General features: G+C 63.9%; 22 protein-coding genes. 15 read left to right on the top strand and 7 right to left on the bottom strand.

Features of this window, described 5'->3' with window-relative positions:
- Positions 1–4: 4 nt before the first annotated feature.
- Positions 5–1,390, bottom strand: a complete 1,386-nt coding sequence (locus tag HALO32_RS05870; RefSeq protein ID WP_225809774.1) for an NCS1 family transporter — start codon at positions 1,388–1,390, stop codon at positions 5–7.
- 143 nt (positions 1,391–1,533) lie between these two features.
- Positions 1,534–2,280: an aspartate/glutamate racemase family protein gene (locus HALO32_RS05875; protein WP_151442842.1), complete on the bottom strand. Its 747-nt coding sequence runs from the start codon at positions 2,278–2,280 to the stop codon at positions 1,534–1,536.
- Positions 2,281–2,681: 401 nt separating this feature from the next.
- Here HALO32_RS05875 and puuE point away from each other — a divergent pair, with 401 nt between their 5' ends.
- The 3 genes from puuE to HALO32_RS05890 all read left to right on the top strand — a co-directional run bounded on the left by puuE (position 2,682) and on the right by HALO32_RS05890 (position 5,155).
- Positions 2,682–3,620, top strand: coding sequence for an allantoinase PuuE (puuE, locus tag HALO32_RS05880; protein ID WP_151442843.1), 939 nt, complete (start codon positions 2,682–2,684; stop codon positions 3,618–3,620).
- Positions 3,621–3,823: 203 nt separating this feature from the next.
- Positions 3,824–4,657 carry a bifunctional allantoicase/(S)-ureidoglycine aminohydrolase gene (locus tag HALO32_RS05885; protein ID WP_151442844.1) on the top strand — a complete coding sequence of 278 codons (834 nt, stop codon included), beginning with the start codon at positions 3,824–3,826 and terminating at the stop codon, positions 4,655–4,657.
- Positions 4,658–4,666: 9 nt separating this feature from the next.
- Positions 4,667–5,155, top strand: a complete 489-nt coding sequence (locus HALO32_RS05890) for an ureidoglycolate lyase (RefSeq protein WP_151442845.1) — start codon at positions 4,667–4,669, stop codon at positions 5,153–5,155.
- A gap of 78 nt (positions 5,156–5,233) precedes the next feature.
- Here the strand turns inward: HALO32_RS05890 and HALO32_RS05895 are convergent, their stop codons facing one another.
- The 5 genes from HALO32_RS05895 to HALO32_RS05915 all read right to left on the bottom strand — a co-directional run bounded on the left by HALO32_RS05895 (position 5,234) and on the right by HALO32_RS05915 (position 9,620).
- Positions 5,234–5,920, bottom strand: coding sequence for a GntR family transcriptional regulator (locus HALO32_RS05895; protein ID WP_225809776.1), 687 nt, complete (start codon positions 5,918–5,920; stop codon positions 5,234–5,236).
- Between the two features lie 64 nt (positions 5,921–5,984).
- Complete coding sequence (locus HALO32_RS05900) at positions 5,985–6,755, bottom strand: aspartate/glutamate racemase family protein (RefSeq protein ID WP_151442846.1); 771 nt, start codon at positions 6,753–6,755, stop codon at positions 5,985–5,987.
- Positions 6,756–6,793: 38 nt separating this feature from the next.
- A complete protein-coding gene (locus tag HALO32_RS05905; protein ID WP_151442847.1) occupies positions 6,794–8,074 on the bottom strand; it encodes a TRAP transporter large permease in 1,281 nt (426 codons plus the stop codon).
- Entirely contained in the window at positions 8,071–8,625 is a 555-nt protein-coding gene (locus HALO32_RS05910) for a TRAP transporter small permease (protein ID WP_151442848.1), read from the bottom strand. The genes HALO32_RS05905 and HALO32_RS05910 overlap by 4 nt, the downstream gene beginning before the upstream one ends.
- Complete coding sequence (locus HALO32_RS05915) at positions 8,622–9,620, bottom strand: TRAP transporter substrate-binding protein (RefSeq protein WP_151442849.1); 999 nt, start codon at positions 9,618–9,620, stop codon at positions 8,622–8,624. Before HALO32_RS05915 ends, HALO32_RS05910 begins: the two co-directional genes overlap by 4 nt.
- Positions 9,621–9,889: 269 nt before the next feature.
- Here HALO32_RS05915 and HALO32_RS05920 point away from each other — a divergent pair, with 269 nt between their 5' ends.
- The 12 genes from HALO32_RS05920 (at position 9,890) to modB (ending at position 23,318) form a co-directional block, all read left to right on the top strand.
- Positions 9,890–10,627 carry a maleate cis-trans isomerase family protein gene (locus tag HALO32_RS05920; RefSeq protein ID WP_151442850.1) on the top strand — a complete coding sequence of 246 codons (738 nt, stop codon included), beginning with the start codon at positions 9,890–9,892 and terminating at the stop codon, positions 10,625–10,627.
- 61 nt (positions 10,628–10,688) lie between these two features.
- Positions 10,689–11,747 (top strand): TRAP transporter substrate-binding protein, encoded by a 1,059-nt coding sequence (locus tag HALO32_RS05925; protein WP_192576448.1) that lies wholly within the window; start codon positions 10,689–10,691, stop codon positions 11,745–11,747.
- 57 nt (positions 11,748–11,804) lie between these two features.
- The gene (locus HALO32_RS05930; RefSeq protein ID WP_151442851.1) at positions 11,805–12,416 is read left to right on the top strand and encodes a TRAP transporter small permease subunit; all 612 of its coding nucleotides are present in this window, start codon (positions 11,805–11,807) and stop codon (positions 12,414–12,416) included.
- Positions 12,413–13,714 (top strand): TRAP transporter large permease, encoded by a 1,302-nt coding sequence (locus tag HALO32_RS05935; protein WP_151442852.1) that lies wholly within the window; start codon positions 12,413–12,415, stop codon positions 13,712–13,714. Before HALO32_RS05930 ends, HALO32_RS05935 begins: the two co-directional genes overlap by 4 nt.
- Positions 13,690–15,174 carry a dihydropyrimidinase gene (gene hydA, locus HALO32_RS05940; RefSeq protein WP_225809778.1) on the top strand — a complete coding sequence of 495 codons (1,485 nt, stop codon included), beginning with the start codon at positions 13,690–13,692 and terminating at the stop codon, positions 15,172–15,174. The genes HALO32_RS05935 and hydA overlap by 25 nt, the downstream gene beginning before the upstream one ends.
- A gap of 585 nt (positions 15,175–15,759) precedes the next feature.
- Positions 15,760–17,535, top strand: coding sequence for a glyoxylate carboligase (gcl, locus tag HALO32_RS05945; RefSeq protein WP_151442854.1), 1,776 nt, complete (start codon positions 15,760–15,762; stop codon positions 17,533–17,535).
- 91 nt (positions 17,536–17,626) lie between these two features.
- Positions 17,627–18,403 (top strand): hydroxypyruvate isomerase, encoded by a 777-nt coding sequence (gene hyi, locus HALO32_RS05950; protein WP_151442855.1) that lies wholly within the window; start codon positions 17,627–17,629, stop codon positions 18,401–18,403.
- 38 nt (positions 18,404–18,441) lie between these two features.
- A complete protein-coding gene (locus HALO32_RS05955) occupies positions 18,442–19,329 on the top strand; it encodes a 2-hydroxy-3-oxopropionate reductase (protein ID WP_151442856.1) in 888 nt (295 codons plus the stop codon).
- A 170-nt stretch (positions 19,330–19,499) separates the two neighbouring features.
- Complete coding sequence (locus HALO32_RS05960) at positions 19,500–20,825, top strand: glycerate kinase type-2 family protein (protein WP_151442857.1); 1,326 nt, start codon at positions 19,500–19,502, stop codon at positions 20,823–20,825.
- 196 nt (positions 20,826–21,021) lie between these two features.
- Positions 21,022–21,750, top strand: coding sequence for a GntR family transcriptional regulator (locus HALO32_RS05965; protein WP_151442858.1), 729 nt, complete (start codon positions 21,022–21,024; stop codon positions 21,748–21,750).
- Between the two features lie 99 nt (positions 21,751–21,849).
- A complete protein-coding gene (gene modA, locus HALO32_RS05970; RefSeq protein ID WP_151442859.1) occupies positions 21,850–22,650 on the top strand; it encodes a molybdate ABC transporter substrate-binding protein in 801 nt (266 codons plus the stop codon).
- Positions 22,650–23,318 (top strand): molybdate ABC transporter permease subunit, encoded by a 669-nt coding sequence (gene modB, locus HALO32_RS05975; RefSeq protein ID WP_151442860.1) that lies wholly within the window; start codon positions 22,650–22,652, stop codon positions 23,316–23,318. Before modA ends, modB begins: the two co-directional genes overlap by 1 nt.
- Position 23,319 lies beyond the last annotated feature (1 nt).

Below are 23,319 nucleotides of genomic sequence, written 5' to 3' on the forward strand. Positions count from 1 at the left end.
GGGCTTACTGACGGAAGCGCTGGCAGGGGGTCCAGTGCTTCATCAGCAGGAAATAGGTCAGGCCGGCCGGTATCAAGCTGGCGTACCAGGAAACAGCCGAGAACGATAGGGCAGCGGCGATGCCCACAAGGGTGGCGATCAATGCGGCGTAGTTGACGCCCTGGTAGGGGCCGGTCTCGTCATACAGCTTGCCGATGTCCAGGGTGCGGCGACGGATGATGTAGTAGTCGACCACCAGGATGGCGAAGATCGGGCCGAGGAAGGCCGAGTAGGTCTGCACGAAGAGTTGCAGGCCGGCGGCGGACTCGGGCTGCACCAGCTTCCAGGGGAAGGTGGCGAAGGCCAGCAGACCGACGATCACTGTGGCCACCGGGAACTTCAGCTTGAACACGTCCATCAGCACATAGGTCGGCGGAACCACGTTGTTGAGTACGTTGGTTGTGACCTGGGCGAAGGCAATGAACAGCAGGGTGGTCATCAGCAGCGGGGTGTTGTCCACGGCGTTGGCGAACACCTGGATGGGGTCAGCCGTGCCGGTGGCCTCGGACACCATGTAGCCGATCAGGCCCATGAAGAGGGTGCAGGGCAGGATCGACATGGCGTAGATGGTGGTCAGCAGCGTTGGGCCGGTGCCGTGCTTGTGCTCGCGGGAATAGTCGCTGACGTTGAGCATCATGGTGCTGTAAATGCCCAAGAACAGCATGGTCGCGCCCCAGAAGGGCATGCCCCAGGAGCCTTCCATGGTCAGCAGGCTGGCGGAGAGCTCGTCACCGTAGCGCTGCACCGTGGCGTAGAACATGTACATCAGCGAGGCAAGGATGAAGGCGCTGCCGATGTTCTCCAGCCACTTGATGCCCTGAAAACCCATCACCGACAGGCCGATCTGCAGGAACTGGAAGGCGATGAAGTAGAACACCAGGTTGTCGAAGCCGAACAGGGTGGCCGAGACCATGTTCAGGGCGCCGGCACCGATCCAGCTCTGGAAGCCGTACCAGACCACCGCGGGCACTGCCCTCACCAGCCCGGGGATGCGCGTGCCGGCAAAGCCGAAGGCGCTGCGCGCCTGGACCATGAAGGGGATGCCGTACTTGTAGCCGGCCGCCCCGTTGATGGCCAGGGCAATGCCGATAACAAAGCAGCCGATGGCGATGGCGAGGGTGGCCTGGATCAGGTTCAAGGTGCCGACCACGCTGGAGCCCATGGCGAAGGTGCCGATGGAGACGCAGCCGCCGAACCAGGCCAGGAAATAGGAGGGCCGGCCCATGATTCGGGTCTGCTGGGGAGCCAGGCTCTCCTGACCCGGAGCCTTGGTGCTTTTGTCGCTGGTGGGCGAAGGGGCAGCGGCGATCCCCGCGGCCGCGGTCGTGCTGTCGGGAGTGGGATGAGTCATGGTGATGTCCTCGCAAGTCGTTTCTGTGCTTGTGGTTGTCTTCCGGCAGGGGGCTGCCGTGGAAGGCTTGCGGCGTGGCACGCGCCGGTGGCGCGATGCGTTCTGGTTGTTCGTTACGGCTATTGATGCACGAAGCGTGCCGTTCAGCGCTGCGGCGTCAACTGGGAGAAGCCTTCGAAGCGCCCCGTGAAGGGCTTGGGCCGGGGGAAGGCGAGGTCGCCATGCTTGCTGGTACAAAGCCCCAGACCGACCAGGGCCTCGGCCAGCTTGACGGCGGCGGTTACCCCCTCGACCACCGGCAGGCCGACCTCGCGGCTGATGGTGTCGGTCAGGTCGGCCATGCCGCCGCAGCCCAGCACGATGGCGCCGATGTTGTCCTCGTCGCGGGCCTGTCGGCACTCGTCAATGATGCGGTTCAGGGCCGCGTCATCATCCGCTTCCAGGTCCAGCACCGGGATCTCCGCGGCGCGCACCCGCCGGCAGTGCTGGTGAAAACCGTATTGCTCCAGCAGGTGCTCGGCGATGATGCCGGTGCGTCCCAGAGTGGTGACGATGGAGAAGCGGGTGCTGATCAGCGTCGCCATATGGAAGGCGGCTTCGGCGATCCCGATCACCGGTGCGCGGGTCAACTCGCGAGCGGCCAGCAGACCGGGGTCGCCGAAACAGGCGATCACGTAGGCATCCGCGCCCTCCCGCTCGCCGGCCAGCACCTCCTCGAGCACGCCGACTGCACTGACGGCCTCGTCGAAGTGGCTCTCGATGGAGACCGGCCCATGGTCGGGATGGCGCGCAGAGATGCGGGTGCCGGGGGAAGCGATGCGGCTCGCCGCCTCGCCGATCGTGGCCGTCATGCCGGCAGTGGTATTGGGGTTGATGACGCGGATATGCATGGTGAGGGCTCTCGGAGGTTAGCTTCGTGGACAATAAATTTTATCTTTGTACACAAAATAGCTCCCGAGGGCACAGTCTGCAAGTGCGGAAATACAACCTGGAATATAAAAAATATTCTTTAAAATTAATAATTTAGCGTTTTCATGAGCATTCTTCAGAAATGTCACCGCAAGCAGCAACCGGCAATGGCACACGATTCCACCTCAAGTGAAGACAAAAACCCATCAATAATGTATACAATAAGAGGTTTCCAGGACCCAACCCTGACCCACGTCGGCTTGGACTTTGCTGGAGGGTTGCGGACTGAGTGAGCACACTCTATCTTTTCATTGTATACACGTTATGCCACGTCCCGGCGTTCCGTCGGTGTAAGGCGCCAGAACAATCAGGAAGCTCAGCCATGACGCACGTTCCCTCGACCGATTATCCCCGCGACCTGGTCGGTTACGGCCGCACTCCGCCCCACGCCAACTGGCCGGGTGGGGCGAGGATCGCCGTGCAGTTCGTGCTCAATTATGAGGAAGGCGGCGAGAACTGCGTGCTGCATGGCGATGAGGGCTCCGAGCAGTTCCTCTCCGAGATCATCGGTGCCCCCGCCTTCCCCGATCGCCATCTGAGCATGGAGTCGATCTACGAGTACGGGTCGCGGGCCGGAGTGTGGCGCATCCTGCGCGAGTTCGAGCGCCGCGGCCTGCCGCTCACGGTGTTCGGCGTGGCCATGGCCCTGGAGCGCCACCCCGAGGTGGCCCATGCCTTCAGGGAGCTGGGCCACGAGGTCGCCTGTCACGGCTATCGCTGGATCCACTACCAGGAGGTGCCAGAAGAGATCGAGCGTGAGCACCTTAAGAAGGCGATGGCGATCTTCCAGCGCCTCTATGGCGAAAAGCCGCTGGGCTGGTACACCGGTCGCGACAGCCCCAACACTCGGCGGCTGGTGCTCGATGAGGGCGGCTTCCTCTACGATAGCGACTATTACGGCGACGACCTGCCGTTCTGGACCCGCCAGGCGGACAGCCAGGGCCGTGAGCATGATCATCTGATCGTGCCCTATACCCTGGACAGCAATGACATGCGCTTCGCCGCCCCCCAGGGGTTCAACACTGCTGATCACTTCTTCACCTACCTGCGCGACGCCTTCGATGTGCTCTATGCCGAAGGCGAGGAGTCGCCGAAGATGCTCTCGGTGGGCATGCACTGTCGCCTGCTGGGCCGGCCGGGTCGCTTTCGTGCCCTGCAGCGCTTCCTCGACCATATCGAGGCCCACGACCGGGTCTGGGTGGCGCGCCGTGTGGATATCGCTCGCCATTGGGCGAAGCATCATCCGGCGCCGGGTAGCTGACTCCCTTGAGCAGCCGTACCGCTCGAGGCTGATCCGGCGACAGGCTTGCGAGGGGGCGCTGTGAACCCCTCCCTGGGCGCTACCGATGCCATCCCTGGCATAGGACCCCCTCTTCAGCCTGCACCCGGCGCCTCTCGCCCTGACCTTTGCGGGTCACTCGTACAAATCCGGGCTTTCGGCCCCAACGTTTTTCAGGACGCCCCATGAACCAACGTACCTACTATGCCCCCGCCGGCGGCCATCCGCCCCAGACCCAGCTGCTCTCCGACCGGGCGGTGTTCACCGAGGCCTATGCCGTCATCCCCAAGGGTGTCTTCGGCGACATCGTCACCAGCAATCTGCCGTTCTGGGAGGGCACCCGGCTGTGGGTGCTGGCACGCCCGCTCTCCGGCTTCGCCGAGACCTTCTCCCAGTACATCATGGAGGTCGCCCCCGGTGGCGGCAGCGAACACCCCGAGCCCGACCCCGAGGCCGAGGGCGTGCTCTTCGTGGTGGAGGGCGAGATGACCCTGACGGTGGCCGGCGAGCGCTATCAGATGCAGCCCGGTGGCTACGCCTTCCTCCCGCCGGGCAGTGACTGGCAGCTCAGGAACGAGGCCGACTCCCCGGTGCGCTTCCACTGGGTGCGCAAGGCCTACGAGCGGGTCGAAGGCATCGAGGTGCCCGAGGCCTTCGTGGTCAACGAGAATGATATCGCGCTCAACGAGATGCCCGACACCGAGGGGCGCTGGGCCACCACCCGCTTCGTCGACCCGGCCGACATGCGCCATGACATGCACGTCAATATCGTCACCTTCCAGCCCGGCGCGGTGATTCCCTTCGACGAGACCCACGTCATGGAGCACGGCCTCTATGTGCTGGAGGGCAAGGCGGTCTACCACCTCAACCAGGACTGGGTAGAGGTCGAGGCTGGTGACTTCATGTGGTTGCGCGCCTTCTGCCCCCAGGCCTGCTACGCCGGTGGCCCGGGCCCCTTCCGCTACCTGCTCTACAAGGACGTCAATCGCCACCCGAAGCTGCGCCTTGGTGGTCGCTAGGAGGTCGACATGCTGGAACTGAAAGCCGAGCCGCTGACCGCCGAGGCCTTCGCCCCCTTCGGCGACGTCATCGATACGCGAACGGCAGACTGGTTTCCCATCAACGCCGGGCGCACCCGGCGCTATCACGACCTGGCGACGGTCGAGACCCTGGGGGAGGGCGCGCGGACGCTGATCAGCATCTTCGTCAGCCAGCCGGTGGAGATACCGCTGGAGCTAGACTTCCTGGAGCGCCATCCGCTGGGCAGCCAGGCCTTTATGCCGCTCCATGAAGAAAGGTTTGTGGTAGTTGTTGCACCATCGGGCGACAAGATTGATCCCGCCGAGGTGCGCGCCTTCGTCACCGACGGTCGCCAGGGGGTCAACTACCGTGCCGGCACCTGGCACGCCATCCAGTCGGTGCTGGAGCGGAAAGGGGAGTTCCTGGTGGTCGACCGCGGCGGCGAAGGGAACAACTGCGACGAGCATCCGCTGGCGGTTCGCGTGACCCTGGTATAAGTGCCCATCGGTGGAAGCCGAGGGCCCAAGGAGCTGGCATCTTGTACGCTCCATAAAGGAGGGCGTCTTGCCGCGAGGTCAGGGAAGCGGTCGATTGATGGCGGCGATTGCATCGCCGGTATGCTGCACATGATCGGCCAGCAGGCGTCGTGCCTGGTCACTGTCCCGGACCTTGAGGGCCTCAAGGATTTGGCGATGTTCCTGGGTAGATTCGCTCCAGCGGCCAAGGCGATCCAGGGCCAGGTAGCGTGCTCGCTCTAGCCGCCCCAGCAGGCTTCGGTGGGTCTCTGTGAGGACTGGGTTCTTGGCACCGGCCACGATCAGACCGTGAATTCGCTGGTTGAGCTCGAAGTAGGCATTCCGATCTCCTTTCTCCAGCAGGCGCTCCAGGCGCTCCTGCAGTGTCTCCAGTCGCTTGAGTTCGGTATTCGTCATGCGTTGAGCGGCAAGGCTCGCTGCCAGGCTCTCGATACCGGCTTCCACCTCGAAGAGGTGCTCCAGCTCCTGAGAGTCGATCAGCGATACCTGAGCGTTGCGGTTGCGCCTCAGAGTCACCAGGCCATCGGTAGCCAGCATCTTCAGGGCTTCGCGCAGCGGTGTGCGGGAAATACCGAGTTGTTCGCACAGTTCCGGCTCGATCAGCCGCTGACCTGGTGCCAGGCGCCCGTGAACGATCAGGTCATGCAGCGCCTGGTATGCCTCCTCGGCCAGTGAGGGGGTCGTGATGCGTCTTCGCCCGAGCAGGGCCGCTCCTTCCATCGTCATGTCATCCATTCTTCTTTGCTGGGGAGACGCAGTGATTGTCTCCGAACACTTGGTAAATACACAATCAGCCGACCGGAGTCACAGACCTGGCAATATCTCGTCCGACCAGGCGTGCCAACGCCACGGGAAGTCCCTTGCAGGGTTTCTCGGGAGGCAGGGCGAAGCTGCCAGCGGTGGGGGGGGCGGCGCCGAGGTCAACCAGTGCCTGAGCCTGGTGCAGGGCGCAGGTGACACCGTCAAGGGCGGGTACCGGCAGGCGGCTGGCTACGCTGCGGGCCAGCCCCGCCAGCGGGGCACCGGCGAGGATCAATACATCGGCGCCATCATCCTGTACGGCGCGTTCCGCCAGGGCAACCAGTCTCTCGCCCTGGTCCTCCTGGATCCGTCCTATGTGCGCCAGCGGCTCGTCCAGGGCACGAATGCTGGCCAGGCGGTCGCTGAACCCGCAGGCTGCAATGGTCTCCCGATACCAGGCCTGAATGCGCTGGGAGATGGCAATGACGGAGAACCGGCTGCCGACCTGGCAGGCACTGACCAGGGCTGCTTCGGTCATTCCCACGACCGGAATCCTCAGGATCTCTCGCAAGGCGGAGAGGCCGGGGTCGCCGAAGGCAGCGACTACCACTGCGTCGTGGTCAGCATGGCACTCGGCGGCAATTTGCATGGCGGCATAGCCGCCGATCTGTGCTTCGGCTCGCGTCTCGATATAGGCCACCCCGAACGGAGCGGTGGCCATGGTCAGTTCGGTCCCCGATCGGATGCTACGGCGTGCCTCGGACTCGATCAGATCGGTCACATCGCCTGAAATGTTGGGGTTGATGACCAGGAGTTTCATGGCGTTTTCCTTCAATCGTTATGATTATGTAGGTCGGCTCAATAGCCCAAGGCGCGGGGAAGCCAGGTGACGATGCCCGGGAAGGCGATGCAGGCAAACAGCATGGCGTACTGGAAGGCGATGAAGGGCCATGCACTCTTCATGAGCTCGTTGAGGCTGATCCGGGAGATGCCGCACATCACGAACAGCAGCACCCCCACCGGAGGCGTCATCATGCCCACTACCAGGTTCATCACGAACAGGAAGCCGAACAGAAGCGGGTCAATTCCGTAGGTGAGCGCGATTGGGGCAAGCAGCGGCACCAGCATGATGTAGGCTGCGTTGGACTCGATGAACATCCCCACCCCGATCAGTAGCACCATCACTAGCAGCAGGAATACCAGCGGATCTTGAGTGAAGTCCTGAAGCCAGCTAGTCAACTGCATGGGAATCAGGTCGAGAGTAAAAGCGAAGGTCATGGTCGAGGCAAAGGCTATCAGCGCGCCTACCATGGCGGCGGTGACAGCGGCATTGAACATTGCCCGTGGCAGGTCACTGAGGCGCAACTGGCGTGTCACGAAGAAGCCTATGAGCAAGGCGTACACCACAGCGATCGCCGCTCCCTCGGTAGGAGTGAAGGCCCCGGCAACAATGCCGCCGACCACCACGAAGGGCATCAGGAGTATCGGCAGAGCGCGCCAGGTTTGAATCAGCACATGCTTAAGACCGAGCTCGCCGCCGACCAGTGGATATCGGCGCCGCATGGAGATAAAGGTGGCCAGCCCCATGAAGCCAAGCGCCAGGATGATGCCCGGCACCACACCTGCCATGAACAGACCACCAACCGAGACTGAGGAGCCAGCCATCAGGGCGTAGACGATCATGGCATTACTCGGCGGGATGATGGCGCCAAGGTTTGCCGCCGAAGCTACCACCGCACTGCTGTAGCCGGTGCCATACTGCTGGCGCATGGACGGCACCAGCGAGCTGCCCAGGGCACTGGCGCTGGCGACGGCGGCCCCGCTCACTGCTGCGAGCACCATGCCGGCGACGATAGCCACGTGGGCTAGCCCACCGTGCACGCGGCCCACCAGTGAGTTGGCAAAGTCCACCAGGCGCTGAAGTATGCCCGCCGCCACCATCAGCTCGCCTGCCAACATGAACAATGGGATGGCCATCAGCGGGAAGCTATTGACCGAGTGCATCATGCGCTGAGGCAGTATCGAGAAGTCCAAGCCGCCGACATGGAGGCCGACCAGAGAAGCGACGCCCAGTGCAAAGGCCAGGGGCATGCGCAACAGCGCGAAGCTCAAGAAGGTGAAGATGATGGCCGGCGTCATGACGGGGTTCCTCCGTGACGTTCCGGGGCGCTGGGTAGCGGCTCCAGGCCCAGGGCCTGAGCCACAAGATGCAGGCAGCTATGTGCTGCGCAGACCAGCACAGCAATATAGAAGAGGGCGGCAGTGACCGGCAGGGTCGGCATCATCTCCTGCCACTTGCTGGCCACGGCACCGATGCTGATCCAGAACAGTGCGGCCATCATGGCGGCACCTACCCAGGACATCAGCTGTGCGAGCCGGCGTTGAAGGAACTCCGGAAAATGAGTCACCAGGGCATCGATGCCCACGTGGATACCGACCTTAATGCCGTGGGGAATGGCCAGGAAGATCGCCCATACGAAGAACAGCCGCGAAAGCTCATCGGCAGAGTCGATGGAACTCGACAGAACATAGCGGCTGAATACCTGGGCTGACACGAGCAGCGTCATCATGCCCATCGCCACAAGAATCGCGTAGTACGAGCTGCGATCCAGGATTATCAGTCCGCGCAGGAAAGAACGCTTGAAGGGGCTGGAGGCGGTTGCCCCCAGCCGGTTCCATGCAGGTGTCACGACGCCTGCTCCTCGAGAACCTGATCAACGATCTCGGCACCGATCTTCTCGCGCAGATCGTCCACCACGACTTGGCTGGCTTTGCGCAGTTCGGCACGGGTCTCGTCGCTGATGGGGGTGAACTCCATGCCTCGTTCGATCAGGGTTTCTCGTGCAGCTTGATCCTCCTCTGCAGCGGTCTGCCGCTGCCAGGCCACGGCTTCGTCCATGGATTCAAGAACTGCCTGTTGCTGCTCGTCGCTCAGTCCATTGAAGGTGCTGCGGTTGGCTACTACCACAATGAAGTCATAGAAGTGCCCGCTGTCGGATAGGTACTGCTGCACCTCGTCCAGCCGTTTGGTGCTGATGATGCTGTAGGGGTTCTCCTGGCCATCCAGGACGCCCTGCTGCAGTGCCCCGTATACCTCATTGATGTCCATTGATACCGGGTTCGCACCGATTGCGCGGAAGGTGTCCAGGTGGGTCTCGTTGGGTTGCAGGCGGATCTTCAGGCCCTCGAAGTCCTCGATGGACTCGATGGGACGTTCGTTATTGGTTACGTGACGGAAGCCCAGCTCCATGTAGCCCAGGGCAGTAAAGCCCTTCTCGGCTAGCTTCTCGTCGAGCATCTCACCCACTTCGCCGTCTATAAGCTCGAAGGCTTCCTCGCGGCTATCGAAGGCGAAGGGCAGGCTCAAGGCCTCTAGCTCAGGCACCGTGCGCGACAGATATGAGATTCCGATCCAGGTACCGGCGATGGCACCCGTGCTGACCTGATCGACATTCTCGCCAGCGCCACCGAGCTGCATGTTGGGGAACAGCTGGGCGGTCAGATCACCGTCAGTGCGTTCGGCCAGGGCTTCCTGGAACATCTCCATGGCGCGACTGCTGGAGTGATCGTCGGTGAAGTTGCCACCGAAGCGCAGATTCTCTGCGCTGGCCATCAGCGGAGTCCCTAGACCCAGGGCCAGCAGTGCTGCGGCGGTGCGTCGGGCAAGTACTGTTGTTGTTGTCATGCAGAAATCCTCTTGGTTCCACGAGTGGCTGGAAGGCCGCCTGCCGGAGCAGGGCGACTGTCTTAACCCTAGAACAGGATCAATAGAAATACAAAATACAAAATACCGAATTTTTTTTATTCTTTTAAAATCAGCAAGTTGATTGTTAAATTTTGCATAAATATGCGGTGGTATGCCCGGATGGGGTTGCAAAGTTGCCATCCTGTGCAAGGCTATATCCGTAGATTGGATACAGTATACAGAATATCAAGAACAATCCTGGAGCGCCCATGGAACGCACCCTGATCGGCATGCTGACACCGTCCTCGAATACCGTGCTGGAGCCCTTTACCGCGGCGCTGTTGAGTGACCTTTTTCCCGAGGTCACTGCCCATTTTCAACGCTTCACTGTCCGTGAGATCTCCCTGCGTGACGAGGCACTGGCTCAGTTTGACCCGGCGCCGCTACTAGAGGCCGCCGGGCTGCTCAACGATGCCCGCATGGATGTCATTGCCTGGAACGGCACCTCCGCCAGTTGGATGGGGTTCTCGGCTGATCGCCGATTGTGCGCCGCCATTACAGAAGCCACCGGCGTTCAGGCCACTACCAGCGTGCTGGCACTCAACGAGGTGCTTGAGCGCACCGGGGTGACTCGCCTGGGGCTGGTGACTCCCTATCTTGACGATATCCAGTCGGCCATTGTGGCCAACTATGCCTCGGAGGGGGTCGAGGTGGTGAGCGAGCGGCACCTCAACGACAAGGGCAACTTCTCGTTCTCCGACTATGACGAGCAGACCCTCGCGGAGATGGTTCGCGAAGTCGCCCGTGATGCCCCCCAGGCGATCACCCTTCTCTGCACTAACCTGCGCGGGGCTGGAATCGTGCCGGCCCTGGAGCGGGAGCTTGGCATTCCGATATATGACTCGGTCAGCGTCACGGTATGGAAAACGCTTGCGTTGACTGGAGTCGACCCCGCTCGAGTCAAGGGCTGGGGGCAGCTTTTTCAGGACCCGCGCCTCGGCGCCTGACGACACGGACGCTCGATTACCGATGTAACACCCACAACAAAGTCTAAGACGAGGTGACACCATGTCCATCAAGACACCCTTCAAGGCCCTGGCACTCAGCGTTTCGCTCGCGGGCGGCATTGCGGCCGGGGGCTTGGCCCAGGCGGAGACCACGCTGCGTGTGGTTGGCAACTTCTCGGGCAACAAGCTGCACGTGGATGAGGTCGAACGTCCCTTCTTCCAGGAGCTGAATGCTCGTGACGACCTGACAGTGGTCTACAACACCATGGATGCCATCGGCGTGGAAGCCGCCGATGCCCTTCGCAACATCCGTTCCGGTGCCTTCGACGTCATGTCGGTGCAGATCGGCATGGCCTCCCGTGACGAGCCTTTTTTCGAGGGCATCGACCTGGCCGGGGTGTCGCCGGATCTGGATACCCAGCGTGAGGCTATCGATGCCGTGCGTGATGCCTTCGATGCACGCCTGAAGGAGCGTTTCAACGCCAAGCTGATGACACTGTGGCCCTTCGGTCCGCAGATGATGTTCTGTAACGGCGACATCGATGACGTCGGTGACCTCTCCGGCAAGAAGGTGCGTGTCTTCACTCCTTCCATGTCCCGCCTGGTAGAAGGGCTCGGTGCGACCCCGGTGACCCTGCAGTTCAGCGAAGTCTATCTGGCGCTGCAGCGTGGCGTGGCCGATTGCGGCGTCACCGCCCCCTCAGCCGGCAACAACGGCAAGTGGCCCGAGGTGACCGATACCTTCGTGCCTCTGCCACTCTCCTACTCGGTCCAGGGCCACTTCATGAATCTGGATACCTGGAACCGCTTCGACGAGTCGCAGCAGCAGGCGCTGACCGAGGCCTTTGCCCGGCTCGAGGAGCAGATGTGGGAGCTGGCCTATGGTGTCAATGACGATGCTATCGCCTGCAATACCGGGCAGGACAGCTGCTCCCGTCATGAGGCCTACGACATGGCGATGGTGGAGATCGACCCGGCCTCTCGTGAATTGGTGGAGACAATCACCCAGGAAGAGGTCCTCCCCGTGTGGGCCGAGACCTGCAGCCAGCAGTACGAGGGTTGCGTCGAAGTCTGGAACGAGACGGTGGGTGAAGCCGCCGGCATGACCATTTCCGAGTAATGCTGCTAGCGCGCTCCGGACGGCACGGATCGGCCGGAGCGCCTTGGGAGAATCACGATGTCTTCACCGTCCCCCTATCTGTTCGCCAGGCGGCTGGCGCACGGCGCCGCTATATCCGCCGGCTATGCGTCACTCGGTCTCTCGCTGCTGATCACCTTCGAGGTGGTGGCCCGCAAGTTGTTCAACTTCTCGCTGCAAGGCGTCGATGAGATCGGAGGCTACGTGTTGGCTATCGGCGTCTCCTTCAGCTTTGCCTATGCGCTATTGCATCGCGCCCATACTCGAGTCGACGTACTGCTGACACACCTGCCCAGGTGGCTGCAGGCTCCGCTCAACACCCTGGCCATTCTGATGCTGGCGGCCTTCTCGGTCTTCATGCTGTGGCGCGCCGTCGAGACACTCAAGGAGACTCTGGAGTTCGGTAGCCTGGCCAGTACACCGCTGCAGACGCCATTGTGGATCCCACAGGGCCTGTGGGTGATCGGGCTTGGCGTCTTCACCGTATTGACGGTGTTGCTGGCCGGTAGAGCGTTGAAACTACTGGCCACCGGCCAGTTGGCGATGCTGGACCGGGAGTATGGTCCGCGCTCTGCCGATGATGAATTGGACGAGGCTCGCAAGGACTATGGCAGCGGCATCACCGCCGAGCCGGGGAGGGCAGAGTCATGATCGGTGCCTTCGAGGTCATGGTCGGTTTCTTCATCATGCTGGGGATGATGGCGGTCGGTATCCACGTGGCCGTGGCGATCTTCACCATCGCCACCCTGGGTACCCTGATGTATTTGGGTACGCCGCTCCTCTACTCCTTCGGCGATACCCTTTGGGGGACCCTCAACGACTTTATCCTGACGGCGATTCCACTTTTCATCCTGCTCGGAGAATTGCTCCTTCGCAGCGGGATTACCGAGCGCATGTACAGTGCACTGTCGGTGTGGCTCGACCGCATGCCGGGCGGGCTGCTGCATACCAATATCGGGGCATCCTCGGTCTTCGCTGCCATGTCGGGCTCTTCGGTGGCCACAGCGGCCACCATCGGCACCGTGGCGCTGCCGGCCTTCGCCGAGCGTGGCTACAGCGAGCGGCTGGCGCTCGGCACCCTGGCGGCTGGTGCGACCCTGGGCATCCTGATTCCACCCAGCATCAACATGATCATCTACGGTGCCATCACCAACACCTCCATCGGCAAGCTGTTCATCGCGGGAATACTCCCGGGTGTGGCACTGGCGGGGGCCTTCATGCTGACCATCATGGCGTTCAGCTTGCTGCGACCGGGGCTAGTGGGCCAGGCTTCCGAGCGCTCGACCTTTCGTGAGCGGCTCGCCTCGCTGGTGGATCTGCTGCCCCCGGCCTTCGTGTTCGCCATCGTTATCGGCAGCATCTACAGCGGCTGGGCGACACCCACCGAGGCGGCCGCCCTGGGCGTCATCGCGGCCCTGGGGCTGGCCGCCTGGAACCGCAAGTTGACATGGAAGATGCTGCACGAGTGCTTCCTGTCGATGGCACGCACAACGGCGATGATCATGCTGATCATCGTGGCGGCCTTCTTCCTCAACTATATCGTCGGCATCCTCGGCATTCCTCACACCCTGACCCAGTGGGTCGCCGACCTGGGGCTCTCGCCGCTGGGGCTGATCCTGGCACTGGTGATCTTCTACTTGGTGCTGGGCTGCTTCCTCGAGACGCTGTCGATGATGATCGCCACTGTACCCATCGTGGTGCCGATGGTGGTGCAGTTCGGCTTCGACCCGGTGTGGTTCGGCATCTTCCTGGTGATCATGATGGAGATTTCGCTGATCACCCCGCCGATCGGCATGAACCTCTATGTGGTCCAGGGCGTGCGCGGCCGTGGCTCCATCACCGACGTGATGGTCGGCAGTCTGCCTTTCCTGGCCATCATGTTGCTGTTCGTGCTGCTGATCATTCTCTGGCCCGGCCTGGTGATGTGGCTGCCCGAGGCCATGGGCTAGCTTCCGGCAACAACGACAAGGTAATGGACATGACGCGTTTTGATATCCTGATCACCAATGGCCGCATCATCACTGCGGCTGACAGTTACGATGCCGATATCGGCATCAAGGATGGGCGCATCGTCGCCCTGGGCCAGGCCTTGGGGGAGGCCGACGAGATCATCGACGCCCGGGGGCGGTGGGTGATGCCGGGCGGCATCGATGCCCACTGCCATCTGGACCAGCCGCTCGGGGATGGGGCGGTGATGGCCGACGGCTTCCTGACCGGCACCCGCTCGGCGGCGGCGGGAGGTACCACCACGGTGATCCCCTTCGCCGCCCAGCAGAAGGGCCAGAGCCTGCGCGCCGCCGTGGAGGACTACCACCGGCGCAGCGACGGCAAGGCCTTCATCGACTACGCCTTCCACATGATCGTCACCGATCCCACCGAGACGGTACTCAAGGAGGAGCTACCGGCGCTGATCAACGAGGGTTACAGCTCCTTCAAGATCTACCTGACCTACGACGACCTCAAGCTCAACGATCGCGAGGTGCTCAACGTGCTGGCCATGGCGCGGCGCGAGGGCGGCATGGTGATGGTGCATGCCGAGAACGCCGACTGCATCGCCTACTTGACCGAGTTGCTCGAATCCCAGGGACAGACGTCGCCGTTCTACCATGGCGTGGCGCATTCGGCGATCGCCGAGCGTGAGGCGACTCACCGGGCCATTTCGCTGGCGGAGCTTATCGACGTCCCGTTGCTGATCGTGCACGTGTCCGGACCCGAGGCCATCGAGCAGATCCGCTGGGCTCAGGGGCGCGGTCTGCGCGTCTATGGCGAGACCTGCCCCCAGTACCTGATACTGACGGCCTCTGACCTTGACCAGGAAGGTTTCGAGGGGGCCAAGTGCGTGTGCAGCCCGCCACCCCGTGACAAGGCGGCTCAGGAGGCGGTCTGGCAGGCACTGGAGAGCGGGGTATTCCAGGTCTTCTCATCCGATCACGCGCCATTTCGCTTCGACGATCCTCAGGGCAAGAAGCTGCACGGCGAGTCGGCCAGCTTCGAGCACATACCCAACGGTATCCCGGGTCTCGAGACGCGGCTCTCGATCCTGTTCTCCGAGGGCGTGGTTAAGGAGCGCATCGACCCGACGCGCTTCGTGGCCCTGACTGCGACCAACCCGGCCAAGATCTACGGCCTCTATCCGCAGAAGGGCACCGTCGCCATCGGCAGCGACGCCGACCTGACGCTGTGGGACCCCGCTGCGTGCACCACCATCCGCAATGCCGACCTGCACCACGCCGTCGACTACACCCCCTACGAGGGCGTGGAACTCACCGGCAAGCCAGTGCTGACGCTTTGCCGGGGACAGGTGGTCTCGAGGGATGGTCGGCCCAGCGGCGAGCCGGGCTATGGCCAGTTCCTCAAGTGCGACAAGCCCCAGCCGGCCCGACCCCGCGGTCGGGCCAAGGGGTTCTGAGGTATGCAGCCTTAAACCCTGACCGATATAGCCGCCCAACGCCTGCTGGCAGCCTATCCCCCGGGGCCATGATCTCCGGTCACCGAAGCCCCGGCCCTGCGGATGAAACGCAAGCCTATGCTCTTCAGGCATGCGTCTCGGCGGCTCCGAGACCCCCGATGGCCGGAAGTCCGGCGGCATCTAGGTGGGAGAAAGTCTTAGCTGTTCGCGCAACGTGGACAGCTGTCGCCTGCCCCGGGGCTGACCCGGCAAGACTCCCGGTGGAGATGATCAACGCACACGTGCGTGCCAGCGGGTGTGGGATCGGCGAAGCGCTGCTGTGGCTCGGTGCTTGGGCATTGGATACGAAAGCGTCCCTGATTCGCCTCTGGGGACTACTGAGGTCGGCGCTCGGCCTGACGTGAGAAACTGGATTTCTGTATGTTTTTCAGTAACCCAAGCCAATGAAATGGCTTGGGTATTTTATTATTCCAAATTAAGTGGAAATATTTTCCATGAATTGTTGACGACGCGCGGCGGGATGCCTAGCCTCTGTATACAGAAATATTTTTCAAAAACAATAATCCCCTCACAGGAGGAATCGTCATGACGCGCATGACTGCCGCTGAAGCCGCCGTTCACGTGCTCCGCAAGGAAGGCATCGATGTCGCCTTCGGGGTGCCGGGTGCCGCCATCAATCCCTTCTATGCCGCGATGCGCAAGCTCGGGGGTATCGACCATGTCCTGGCGCGTCATGTCGAAGGGGCCTCGCACATGGCCGAGGGCTTCACCCGCGCTCAGCCGGGCAACCTCGGGGTGTGCATCGGCACCTCCGGGCCGGCCGGTACCGATATGATCACTGGGCTGTACTCGGCCATCGCCGACTCCATCCCGATCCTGTGCATTACCGGCCAGGCACCGACCGGCAAGCTGCACAAGGAGGACTTCCAGGCGGTGGACATCAAGGCCATCGCCGGTGCGGTCACCAAGTGGGCCATCACCGTACTGGAGCCGGCTCAGGTGCCGCGCGCCTTCCAGCAGGCCTTCCAGGTCATGCGTAGCTCGCGCCCTGGTCCGGTGCTGATCGACCTGCCTATCGATGTGCAGATGACCGAGATCGAGTTCGATCCGGACACCTACGAGCCGCTACCGGCCTACCGGCCTTCCGCCAGCCGCGCCCAGATCGAGAAGGCGATGACCATGCTCAACGAGGCCGACAAGCCGCTGCTGGTGGCCGGGGGCGGCATCATCAACGCCGACGCCAGTGAGCTGCTCACCGAATTTGCCGAGATCACCGGCGTGCCGGTCATCCCGACCCTGATGGGCTGGGGCACCATCCCCGACGACCACGAGCTGATGGCGGGCATGGTCGGCCTGCAGACTGCGCACCGTTACGGCAATGCGACCCTGCTCGAGTCCGACTTCGTGATGGGGATCGGCAACCGCTGGGCCAACCGCCACACCGGGGCGCTGGATACCTACACCAAGGGGCGCAAGTTCGTCCATGTGGACATCGAGCCGACCCAGATCGGGCGCATCTTCGGCCCGGACTACGGCATCGTCTCCGACGCCAGGGCGGCCCTCGAGCAGTTCGTCGAGGTGGCCAAGGAGTGGCAAGCCGAGGGCCGGCTGAAGGATCGCCGCGACTGGGCCGAGGAGTGTCAGGAGCGCAAGCGCACCCTGCTGCGCAAGACCCACTTCGATAACGTGCCGGTCAAGCCGCAGCGCGTCTACGAGGAGATGAACAAGGCGTTCGGCAAGAATACCCGCTACGTCAGCACCATCGGCCTGTCGCAGATCGCCGGTGCCCAGTTCCTGCATGTCTACAAGCCGCGACACTGGATCAACTGCGGCCAGGCGGGCCCGCTGGGCTGGACCATCCCCGCAGCCCTCGGGGTGCGCCGTGCCGACCCGGACACCGAGATCGTCGCGCTCTCCGGCGACTATGATTTCCAGTTCATGGTCGAGGAACTGGCCGTGGGCGCGCAGTTCAACCTGCCTTACATTCACGTGCTGGTGAACAACTCCTACCTGGGGCTGATCCGCCAGGCCCAGCGCGGCTTCGACATGGACTACCAGGTGCAGTTGTCCTTCGAGAACATCAACTGCCCGGAGATCAACGGCTACGGCGTGGACCATGTCTCCGTGGTCGAGGGCCTGGGCTGCAAGGCGATCCGTGTCACCGAGCCCGACCAGATCGGCCCGGCCTTTGAGCAGGCCCGAGAGCTGATGCAGCAGCACCGCGTGCCGGTGGTCGTCGAGGTGATCCTCGAGCGAGTGACCAACATCTCCATGGGCACCGACCTGGCCGGCATCAATGAGTTCGAGGAACTGGCCGAGAACGTCGCCGACGCGCCCAGCTCCATCGCTGCCCTGCGCTGAGGGCGGCCGCTTCCCGGGCAGCTGGTCGGACCGGCGCCCGGGCGGTACGAAACGTACGTTGATATACACCAGAAGACACCGGGAGATTCACATGGCCAAGTTTGCCGCCAATCTCAGTATGCTGTTTACCGAGGTCGACTTCCTCGACCGCTTCCAGGCCGCCGCCGAGGCCGGCTTCAAGGGTGTGGAGTACCTCTTCCCGTACGATTTCGAAGCCGCCGAGATCAGGCAGCGCCTCGACGACAATGGCCTGGTCCAGGTGCTGTTCAACCTGCCGGCCGGCGACTGGGGTGCTGGCGAGCGCGGCATCGCCTGCCACCCGGACCGCGTCGAGGAGTTCCGCGCCGGCGTCGATCGCGCCATCGAGTACGCCCGGGGCCTGGGCAACACTCAGGTCAACTGCCTGGCCGGCATCCAGCCGGAGGGCGTCAGCGACGTCGAGGCGCGCAAGACCCTGGTCGAGAACCTGCGTTTCGCCGCCGAGAAACTCGAGGCCGCCGACATTCTGTTGATTGCCGAGCCGATCAATACCCGCGACATCCCGGGCTTCTTCCTCAACCGCACCGGGCAGGCCCTGGCGCTGTTCGACGAGGTGGGAAGCCGAAACCTGAAGCTGCAGTACGATATCTATCACATGCAGATCATGGAAGGGGATCTGGCCCCGACCATCGAGAAACACCTGGATCGCATCGCCCACGTCCAGCTGGCCGACAACCCGGGCCGCCATGAGCCAGGCACCGGCGAGATCCACTATCCCTTTCTGTTCGCGCACCTCGATCGCCTGGGCTATCAGGGTTGGATCGGCTGCGAGTACAAGCCCAGGGCGGGCACCCGAGAGGGACTGGGCTGGCTGGATAGCGTGCGCTAAGTGCGGTTTTTCGACGAGAGACGAGAAGGAGAGACATCATGAGCAAGATCGGCTTTATCGGACTGGGCATCATGGGCCGTCCCATGGCGGGTCACCTGCTGGACGCCGGCCATGAGCTGGTGACGGTCAAACGCGGCACTCTGGATGAGACCCTGGCCTCCAGGGGCATGCAGGAGCTCGCCGATCCCAAGGCGGTCGCCGAGGACGCCGAGGTGATCATCACCATGGTGCCGGACACCCCGGATGTCGAGCAGGTGCTGTTCGGCGAAGGCGGTGTCATCGAGGGCCTGAAGCCCGGCACCCTGGTGATCGACATGAGTTCCATCGCCCCGCTGGCCACCCAGGAGTTCGCCAAGCGCATTCAGGGCGCCGGCGGTGAGTACGTCGACGCCCCGGTTTCCGGCGGCGAGGGCGGTGCCATCAATGCCGCCCTGACCATCATGGTCGGCGCCACCCCGGAAGGCTTCGAGCGCGCCCAGCCGCTGCTCGAGATCATGGGCAAGACCATCACCCATATCGGTGACCAGGGCGCCGGTCAGACCTGCAAGGTCGCCAACCAGATCGTCGTGGCCTTGACCATCGAGGCCGTTTCCGAGGGCCTGCTCTTCGCTTCCCGCGCGGGGGCCGACGTGGCCAAGGTCCGCGAGTCCTTGCTCGGCGGCCTGGCGCAGTCGAAGATCCTCGACGTGCATGGCGAGCGCATGATCAACCGAACCTTCGATCCGGGCTTCAAGATCCGCCTGCATCAGAAGGATCTCAACCTGGCACTGGAGGGCGCGCGTAGCCTCAACCTTGCACTGCCCGGTACCGCCAATGCCCAGCAGCTGTTCCAGGCCTGTGCCGCCCACGGCGGCGCCGACTGGGATCATGCCGGCATCCTGCGGGCCCTGGAGGCACTGGCCAACCATGAGGTAGGCCAGTCGTGAGTCTGCCCGCCGGCTCTTGTGAGCCGGCGAGCGACAGGGAGGTGACTGCTCCCTGACGGCAGGCGTCGGGTCGTCGCCTGCCTGATCGCCGCTGGCGATCCTTGCCCGGTGGTGGGTTCCCCCTGAAGTACCCTCCCGTCACCGGGCCTTTTCCGTGAAGGAGACTTCCCATGAAGACACCCAGTCCGTTGGTCACTGATGGCCCGTTGGAGACACCGCGTGCCTGGCTCCGGCACTTGGCGGACACCGCGATCGCCGCTGTCCATCCCGATACGCTTCTGCCCGACAGGCTCCCGGAACCGCCGCCTGGTCGTACCGTGGTGGTGGGGGCCGGCAAGGCGGCAGCCGCCATGGCAGCCGCCCTGGAACGTGCCTGGCAGGAACACCAACCCGAAGCGCGGCTGTCCGGTCTGGTAGTGACCCGCTACGGGCATGGTCCCCAAGGGCTGGACGCCGAGTGTCGTCATGTCGAGGTTCTCGAGGCCGCCCATCCCATGCCTGACGACCTGAGCGAGAGGGCCGCCCACCGCATGCTCGAGGCCGTCGAGGACCTGGGCGAGGACGATCTGGTCATCGCCCTGATCTCCGGCGGCGGCTCGGCGCTGATGACCCTGCCGGCGCCCGGCGTGACGCTGGGCGAGAAGCAGGCCATCAACAAGGCGCTGCTGAGAAGTGGCGCGCCGATCCGCGAGATCAATACCGTCCGCCGGCACCTGTCGTCCATCAAGGGCGGGCGCCTGGCCGCGGCCGCTCATCCTGCCCGGGTGCTGACCTGGCTGATCTCGGATGTGCCCGGTGACGAAGCTTCGCTGGTGGCCTCGGGGCCGACCCTGCCGGATGCCACGACGCCCGAGGATGCTCTGGCGATCCTCGAACACCGCGGCATTGCGATGTCTGAGGGGGTGCGCCGCCATCTGCTAGCCGATACCTCGGCCCCGCATCCCGGGGAGCCGGCCTTCGCCCGCGACGAGAGCGAGGTCCTCGCCCGGGCCCGGGATGCTCTCGAGGTGGCCCGGATTGTCGCCGAGGCCGCGGGTATCGAGGTGCGCCTGCTTGGCGATGACCTGGAAGGCGAGGCACGGGAGCTGGGACGCGCCCAGGGGAAGCTGGCCCTGAGCGCCCGAGAGGAGGGCCGAGTCCCGCTGCTGCTGCTCTCGGGTGGCGAGACCAGCGTCACCATGCAGGGGGACGGCCGGGGCGGGCGCAATGTGGAGTACCTGCTGGGGCTCTTCGAGACCCTGCGCGGAGCCGAGGATATCCATGCGCTGGCCCTCGACACCGACGGCATCGACGGCTCCGAGGACAATGCCGGGGCGTTGTTCTCGCCCGAGGACTGGGCCCATGCCCGGACTCGGGGCCTCGACCCCGTCGACTATCTGTCACGCAATGACGCCTATACGTTTTTTCAGGCTCTGGACGATTTGATCGTCACCGGGCCGACACGGACCAACGTCAATGATTTCCGTGCCATCCTGGTACTGCCGAGGACCCCATGATTGCCAGCGTCGCACCAGGAGAGTCGCCACCCTGGGCCAGCCGGCGACCGTGAAGAGATCCTGGAAGCGATCCTCGACGTGACTCCGGTACATCGCCGTGCCTGAGGCATGGATCCTGTATACAATGAACCTGTTTGATGTGGTCATTCCGTTCGCGGGATGAGACGCTGGCGCAGAAACAGGCAGGGGACAGCTCATGCACGAATGGCAGGAGGAGGTGCTGGCCGAGGTCAGGGCCGGGAGTCGCATCAGCGACCGGGATATCGTCGACAAGGTGCGCCGGGCGGTGCTGATGCAGCGCCTGCCGCCCGGCACCCGACTGCCGGAAGTGACCCTCGGCGAGGTCTTCGGGGTGAGTCGCTCGGTGGTACGCAAGGCCCTGACCCGGCTGGCCTCCGAGCACGTGGTGGACCAGCGTCCCAACCAGGTGGCGCGAGTCCGCGCGCCCAGCATCGAGGAGACCCGCGAGACCTTCGCGGCCCGGCGGCTAGTCGAAGGGGAAGTGGCCTCGCTGCTGGCGGGCCGCCTCGATGCAGCCTCGCGGGATCGGCTGGCGGCGGAGACGCGGGGCGAGATCGAGGCCCACGGGCGGGGAGACGAGCCGGCCCGTATCGAGCATTCCCTGGCCATCCATCACCGGCTGGCGGAGCTCTCGCCCAACCGCGTGCTGGGGGCCATGCTGACCGACCTGATCCTGCGTACCTCCATTGTCATTGCCCTCTACAAGCGGTCGAACCTGGCCTCCTGCTTCCTGGAGGGCGATCACACGACGCTGCTGGCGGCGCTTGAGCAGGGCGACAGGCAGGCGGCCCGGGAGGGCATCCGGCACCATCTGGAGAGCCTCGAGGCGCTGCTGGATCTGAGCCCCCGCGAGGCGAGCATCGATCTGAAGGCGATCCTCGGGCGCTCCCGGGAGCAAGCCTGATCCGCATCAAGGCCGGGGCGAGTTCCACGGCCTCGCCTTGTCCCCCGGGGCGCGCCTGGTCGACAATGCAGCGATCCTATCGCTTATCGGGAATCCTGCATGTTTTCTTCCCTGCGCTGGGCCCTCGTCGCCTGGCTCGTTCTGTCGACGCCTGTGGCCCTGGCTGATGTACCCACCGTGGCGGCGGCTTCGGACCTTCAGTTCGCCCTCACCGAGGCCGCCGAGCGCTTCACCGACGAGACCGGGCGGGAGTTGCGCCTGAATTTCGGCTCCTCCGGCAACTTCATGCGCCAGATCCGACAGGGCGCCCCCTTCGAGCTCTACCTGTCCGCGGACGAGGCGTATGTGCTGGCCCTCCACGAGGCGGGGTGGACCGAGGACGAGGGGGTGGTCTATGCCGTGGGTCGGCTGGCGTGGCTGCAGCGTCCGGGCAGCGGCGAACTGCCGGATACAGCAGACCCGATGGCCGGCGTGCGCGAGGCCATCGATGCCCATCGGGCCGGGCAGGGCAGGCCGCGCATCGCCCTGGCCAATCCCGAGCATGCCCCCTACGGCGTGGCGGCTCGCCAGGCCCTTGAGCATGCCGGACTCTGGGGAGGGGCGGCCCCGCTGCGCATTCTCGGCGAAAATGTCTCCCAGGCCGCACAGTTCGCCCTGGCAGACGAGGCTCGCGGCGGGTTGGTGGCCTGGTCGCTGGCACTTGCGCCGACACTGGGCGAGCGTAGTGAGCACGTGCTGATCCCCGAGGCGTGGCATGCCCCGCTGGTCCAGCGCATGGCGCTGATCGAGGGGGCCGGCGAGACCGCTCGGGCTTTCCACGCCTGGCTCCAGCAGCCGGCGGCCCGGCAGATCCTGGCGGCGTACGGTTTCCGCTTGCCTGACCAGGACAACCCTCGCTGATGGACTGGACGGCGCTCTCGGTCTCGCTGCGCCTGGCGGGACTGACCTGCCTGCTGCTGCTGCCGCTGGGGCTCTGGCTGGGGCGCACCCTGGCGCTCTCGCGCTTTCGCGGCAAGCCGCTGTGCGAGGCGCTGGTGGCGCTACCGCTGGTGATGCCGCCGACGGTGCTGGGCTTCTACCTGATGCAGGCCTTCGGCGTGGAGGCGCCCTTCGGCGCTTTCTGGCAGTCGCTGACCGGCAGCGGGCTCAATTTCACCTTCACCGGTATCCTGATCGCCTCGCTGGTGGCCAACCTGCCCTTCGCCGTGCAGCCGATCCAGCGCGCCTTCGAGACGATTCCGCCCAATCTGCGCGAGGCCGCCTGGTGCAGCGGCCTCTCCCCCGCCCGTACGCTGTGGCGTATCGAGCTGCCGCTGGTGTGGCCGGGTCTGATCTCGGCCCTGGCGCTGACCTTCGCCCATACCCTCGGCGAGTTCGGTGTGATCCTGATGGTCGGCGGGGCGATCGACGGGGAGACGCGTACCCTGGCCATCGCCATCTACGACCGAGTCCAGGCTTTCGATGAGTCCGGAGCCGCCATCATGTCGGCCATGCTGCTGCTGATCTCCTTCCTGACCATCGGAGTGGTCTACGGCCTGGCAGGACGTCGAAGGTGGCGCCGTGGCTGAG

Origin of the sequence: Halomonas lysinitropha, from assembly GCF_902500215.1 — a bacterium.
In the GTDB taxonomy this organism is placed as follows: Bacteria; Pseudomonadota; Gammaproteobacteria; order Pseudomonadales; family Halomonadaceae; genus Halomonas; species Halomonas lysinitropha.

Bases quoted from the DNA above. Each gene is read 5' to 3' on its own strand.
- puuE (WP_151442843.1), top strand. From the start codon at position 2,682: ATGACGCACGTTCCCTCGACCGATTATCCCCGCGACCTGGTCGGTTAC.
- HALO32_RS05890 (WP_151442845.1), top strand. From the start codon at position 4,667: ATGCTGGAACTGAAAGCCGAGCCGCTGACCGCCGAGGCCTTCGCCCCC.
- gcl (WP_151442854.1), top strand. From the start codon at position 15,760: ATGACGCGCATGACTGCCGCTGAAGCCGCCGTTCACGTGCTCCGCAAG.
- modA (WP_151442859.1), top strand. From the start codon at position 21,850: ATGTTTTCTTCCCTGCGCTGGGCCCTCGTCGCCTGGCTCGTTCTGTCG.
- HALO32_RS05955 (WP_151442856.1), top strand. From the start codon at position 18,442: ATGAGCAAGATCGGCTTTATCGGACTGGGCATCATGGGCCGTCCCATG.
- HALO32_RS05875 (WP_151442842.1), bottom strand. From the start codon at position 2,280: ATGCATATCCGCGTCATCAACCCCAATACCACTGCCGGCATGACGGCC.
- HALO32_RS05925 (WP_192576448.1), top strand. From the start codon at position 10,689: ATGTCCATCAAGACACCCTTCAAGGCCCTGGCACTCAGCGTTTCGCTC.
- HALO32_RS05905 (WP_151442847.1), bottom strand. From the start codon at position 8,074: ATGACGCCGGCCATCATCTTCACCTTCTTGAGCTTCGCGCTGTTGCGC.
- HALO32_RS05885 (WP_151442844.1), top strand. From the start codon at position 3,824: ATGAACCAACGTACCTACTATGCCCCCGCCGGCGGCCATCCGCCCCAG.
- HALO32_RS05930 (WP_151442851.1), top strand. From the start codon at position 11,805: ATGTCTTCACCGTCCCCCTATCTGTTCGCCAGGCGGCTGGCGCACGGC.
- HALO32_RS05915 (WP_151442849.1), bottom strand. From the start codon at position 9,620: ATGACAACAACAACAGTACTTGCCCGACGCACCGCCGCAGCACTGCTG.
- HALO32_RS05960 (WP_151442857.1), top strand. From the start codon at position 19,500: ATGAAGACACCCAGTCCGTTGGTCACTGATGGCCCGTTGGAGACACCG.
- HALO32_RS05870 (WP_225809774.1), bottom strand. From the start codon at position 1,390: ATGACTCATCCCACTCCCGACAGCACGACCGCGGCCGCGGGGATCGCC.
- HALO32_RS05920 (WP_151442850.1), top strand. From the start codon at position 9,890: ATGGAACGCACCCTGATCGGCATGCTGACACCGTCCTCGAATACCGTG.
- hyi (WP_151442855.1), top strand. From the start codon at position 17,627: ATGGCCAAGTTTGCCGCCAATCTCAGTATGCTGTTTACCGAGGTCGAC.
- HALO32_RS05965 (WP_151442858.1), top strand. From the start codon at position 21,022: ATGCACGAATGGCAGGAGGAGGTGCTGGCCGAGGTCAGGGCCGGGAGT.
- modB (WP_151442860.1), top strand. From the start codon at position 22,650: ATGGACTGGACGGCGCTCTCGGTCTCGCTGCGCCTGGCGGGACTGACC.
- HALO32_RS05895 (WP_225809776.1), bottom strand. From the start codon at position 5,920: ATGACGATGGAAGGAGCGGCCCTGCTCGGGCGAAGACGCATCACGACC.
- HALO32_RS05900 (WP_151442846.1), bottom strand. From the start codon at position 6,755: ATGAAACTCCTGGTCATCAACCCCAACATTTCAGGCGATGTGACCGAT.
- HALO32_RS05935 (WP_151442852.1), top strand. From the start codon at position 12,413: ATGATCGGTGCCTTCGAGGTCATGGTCGGTTTCTTCATCATGCTGGGG.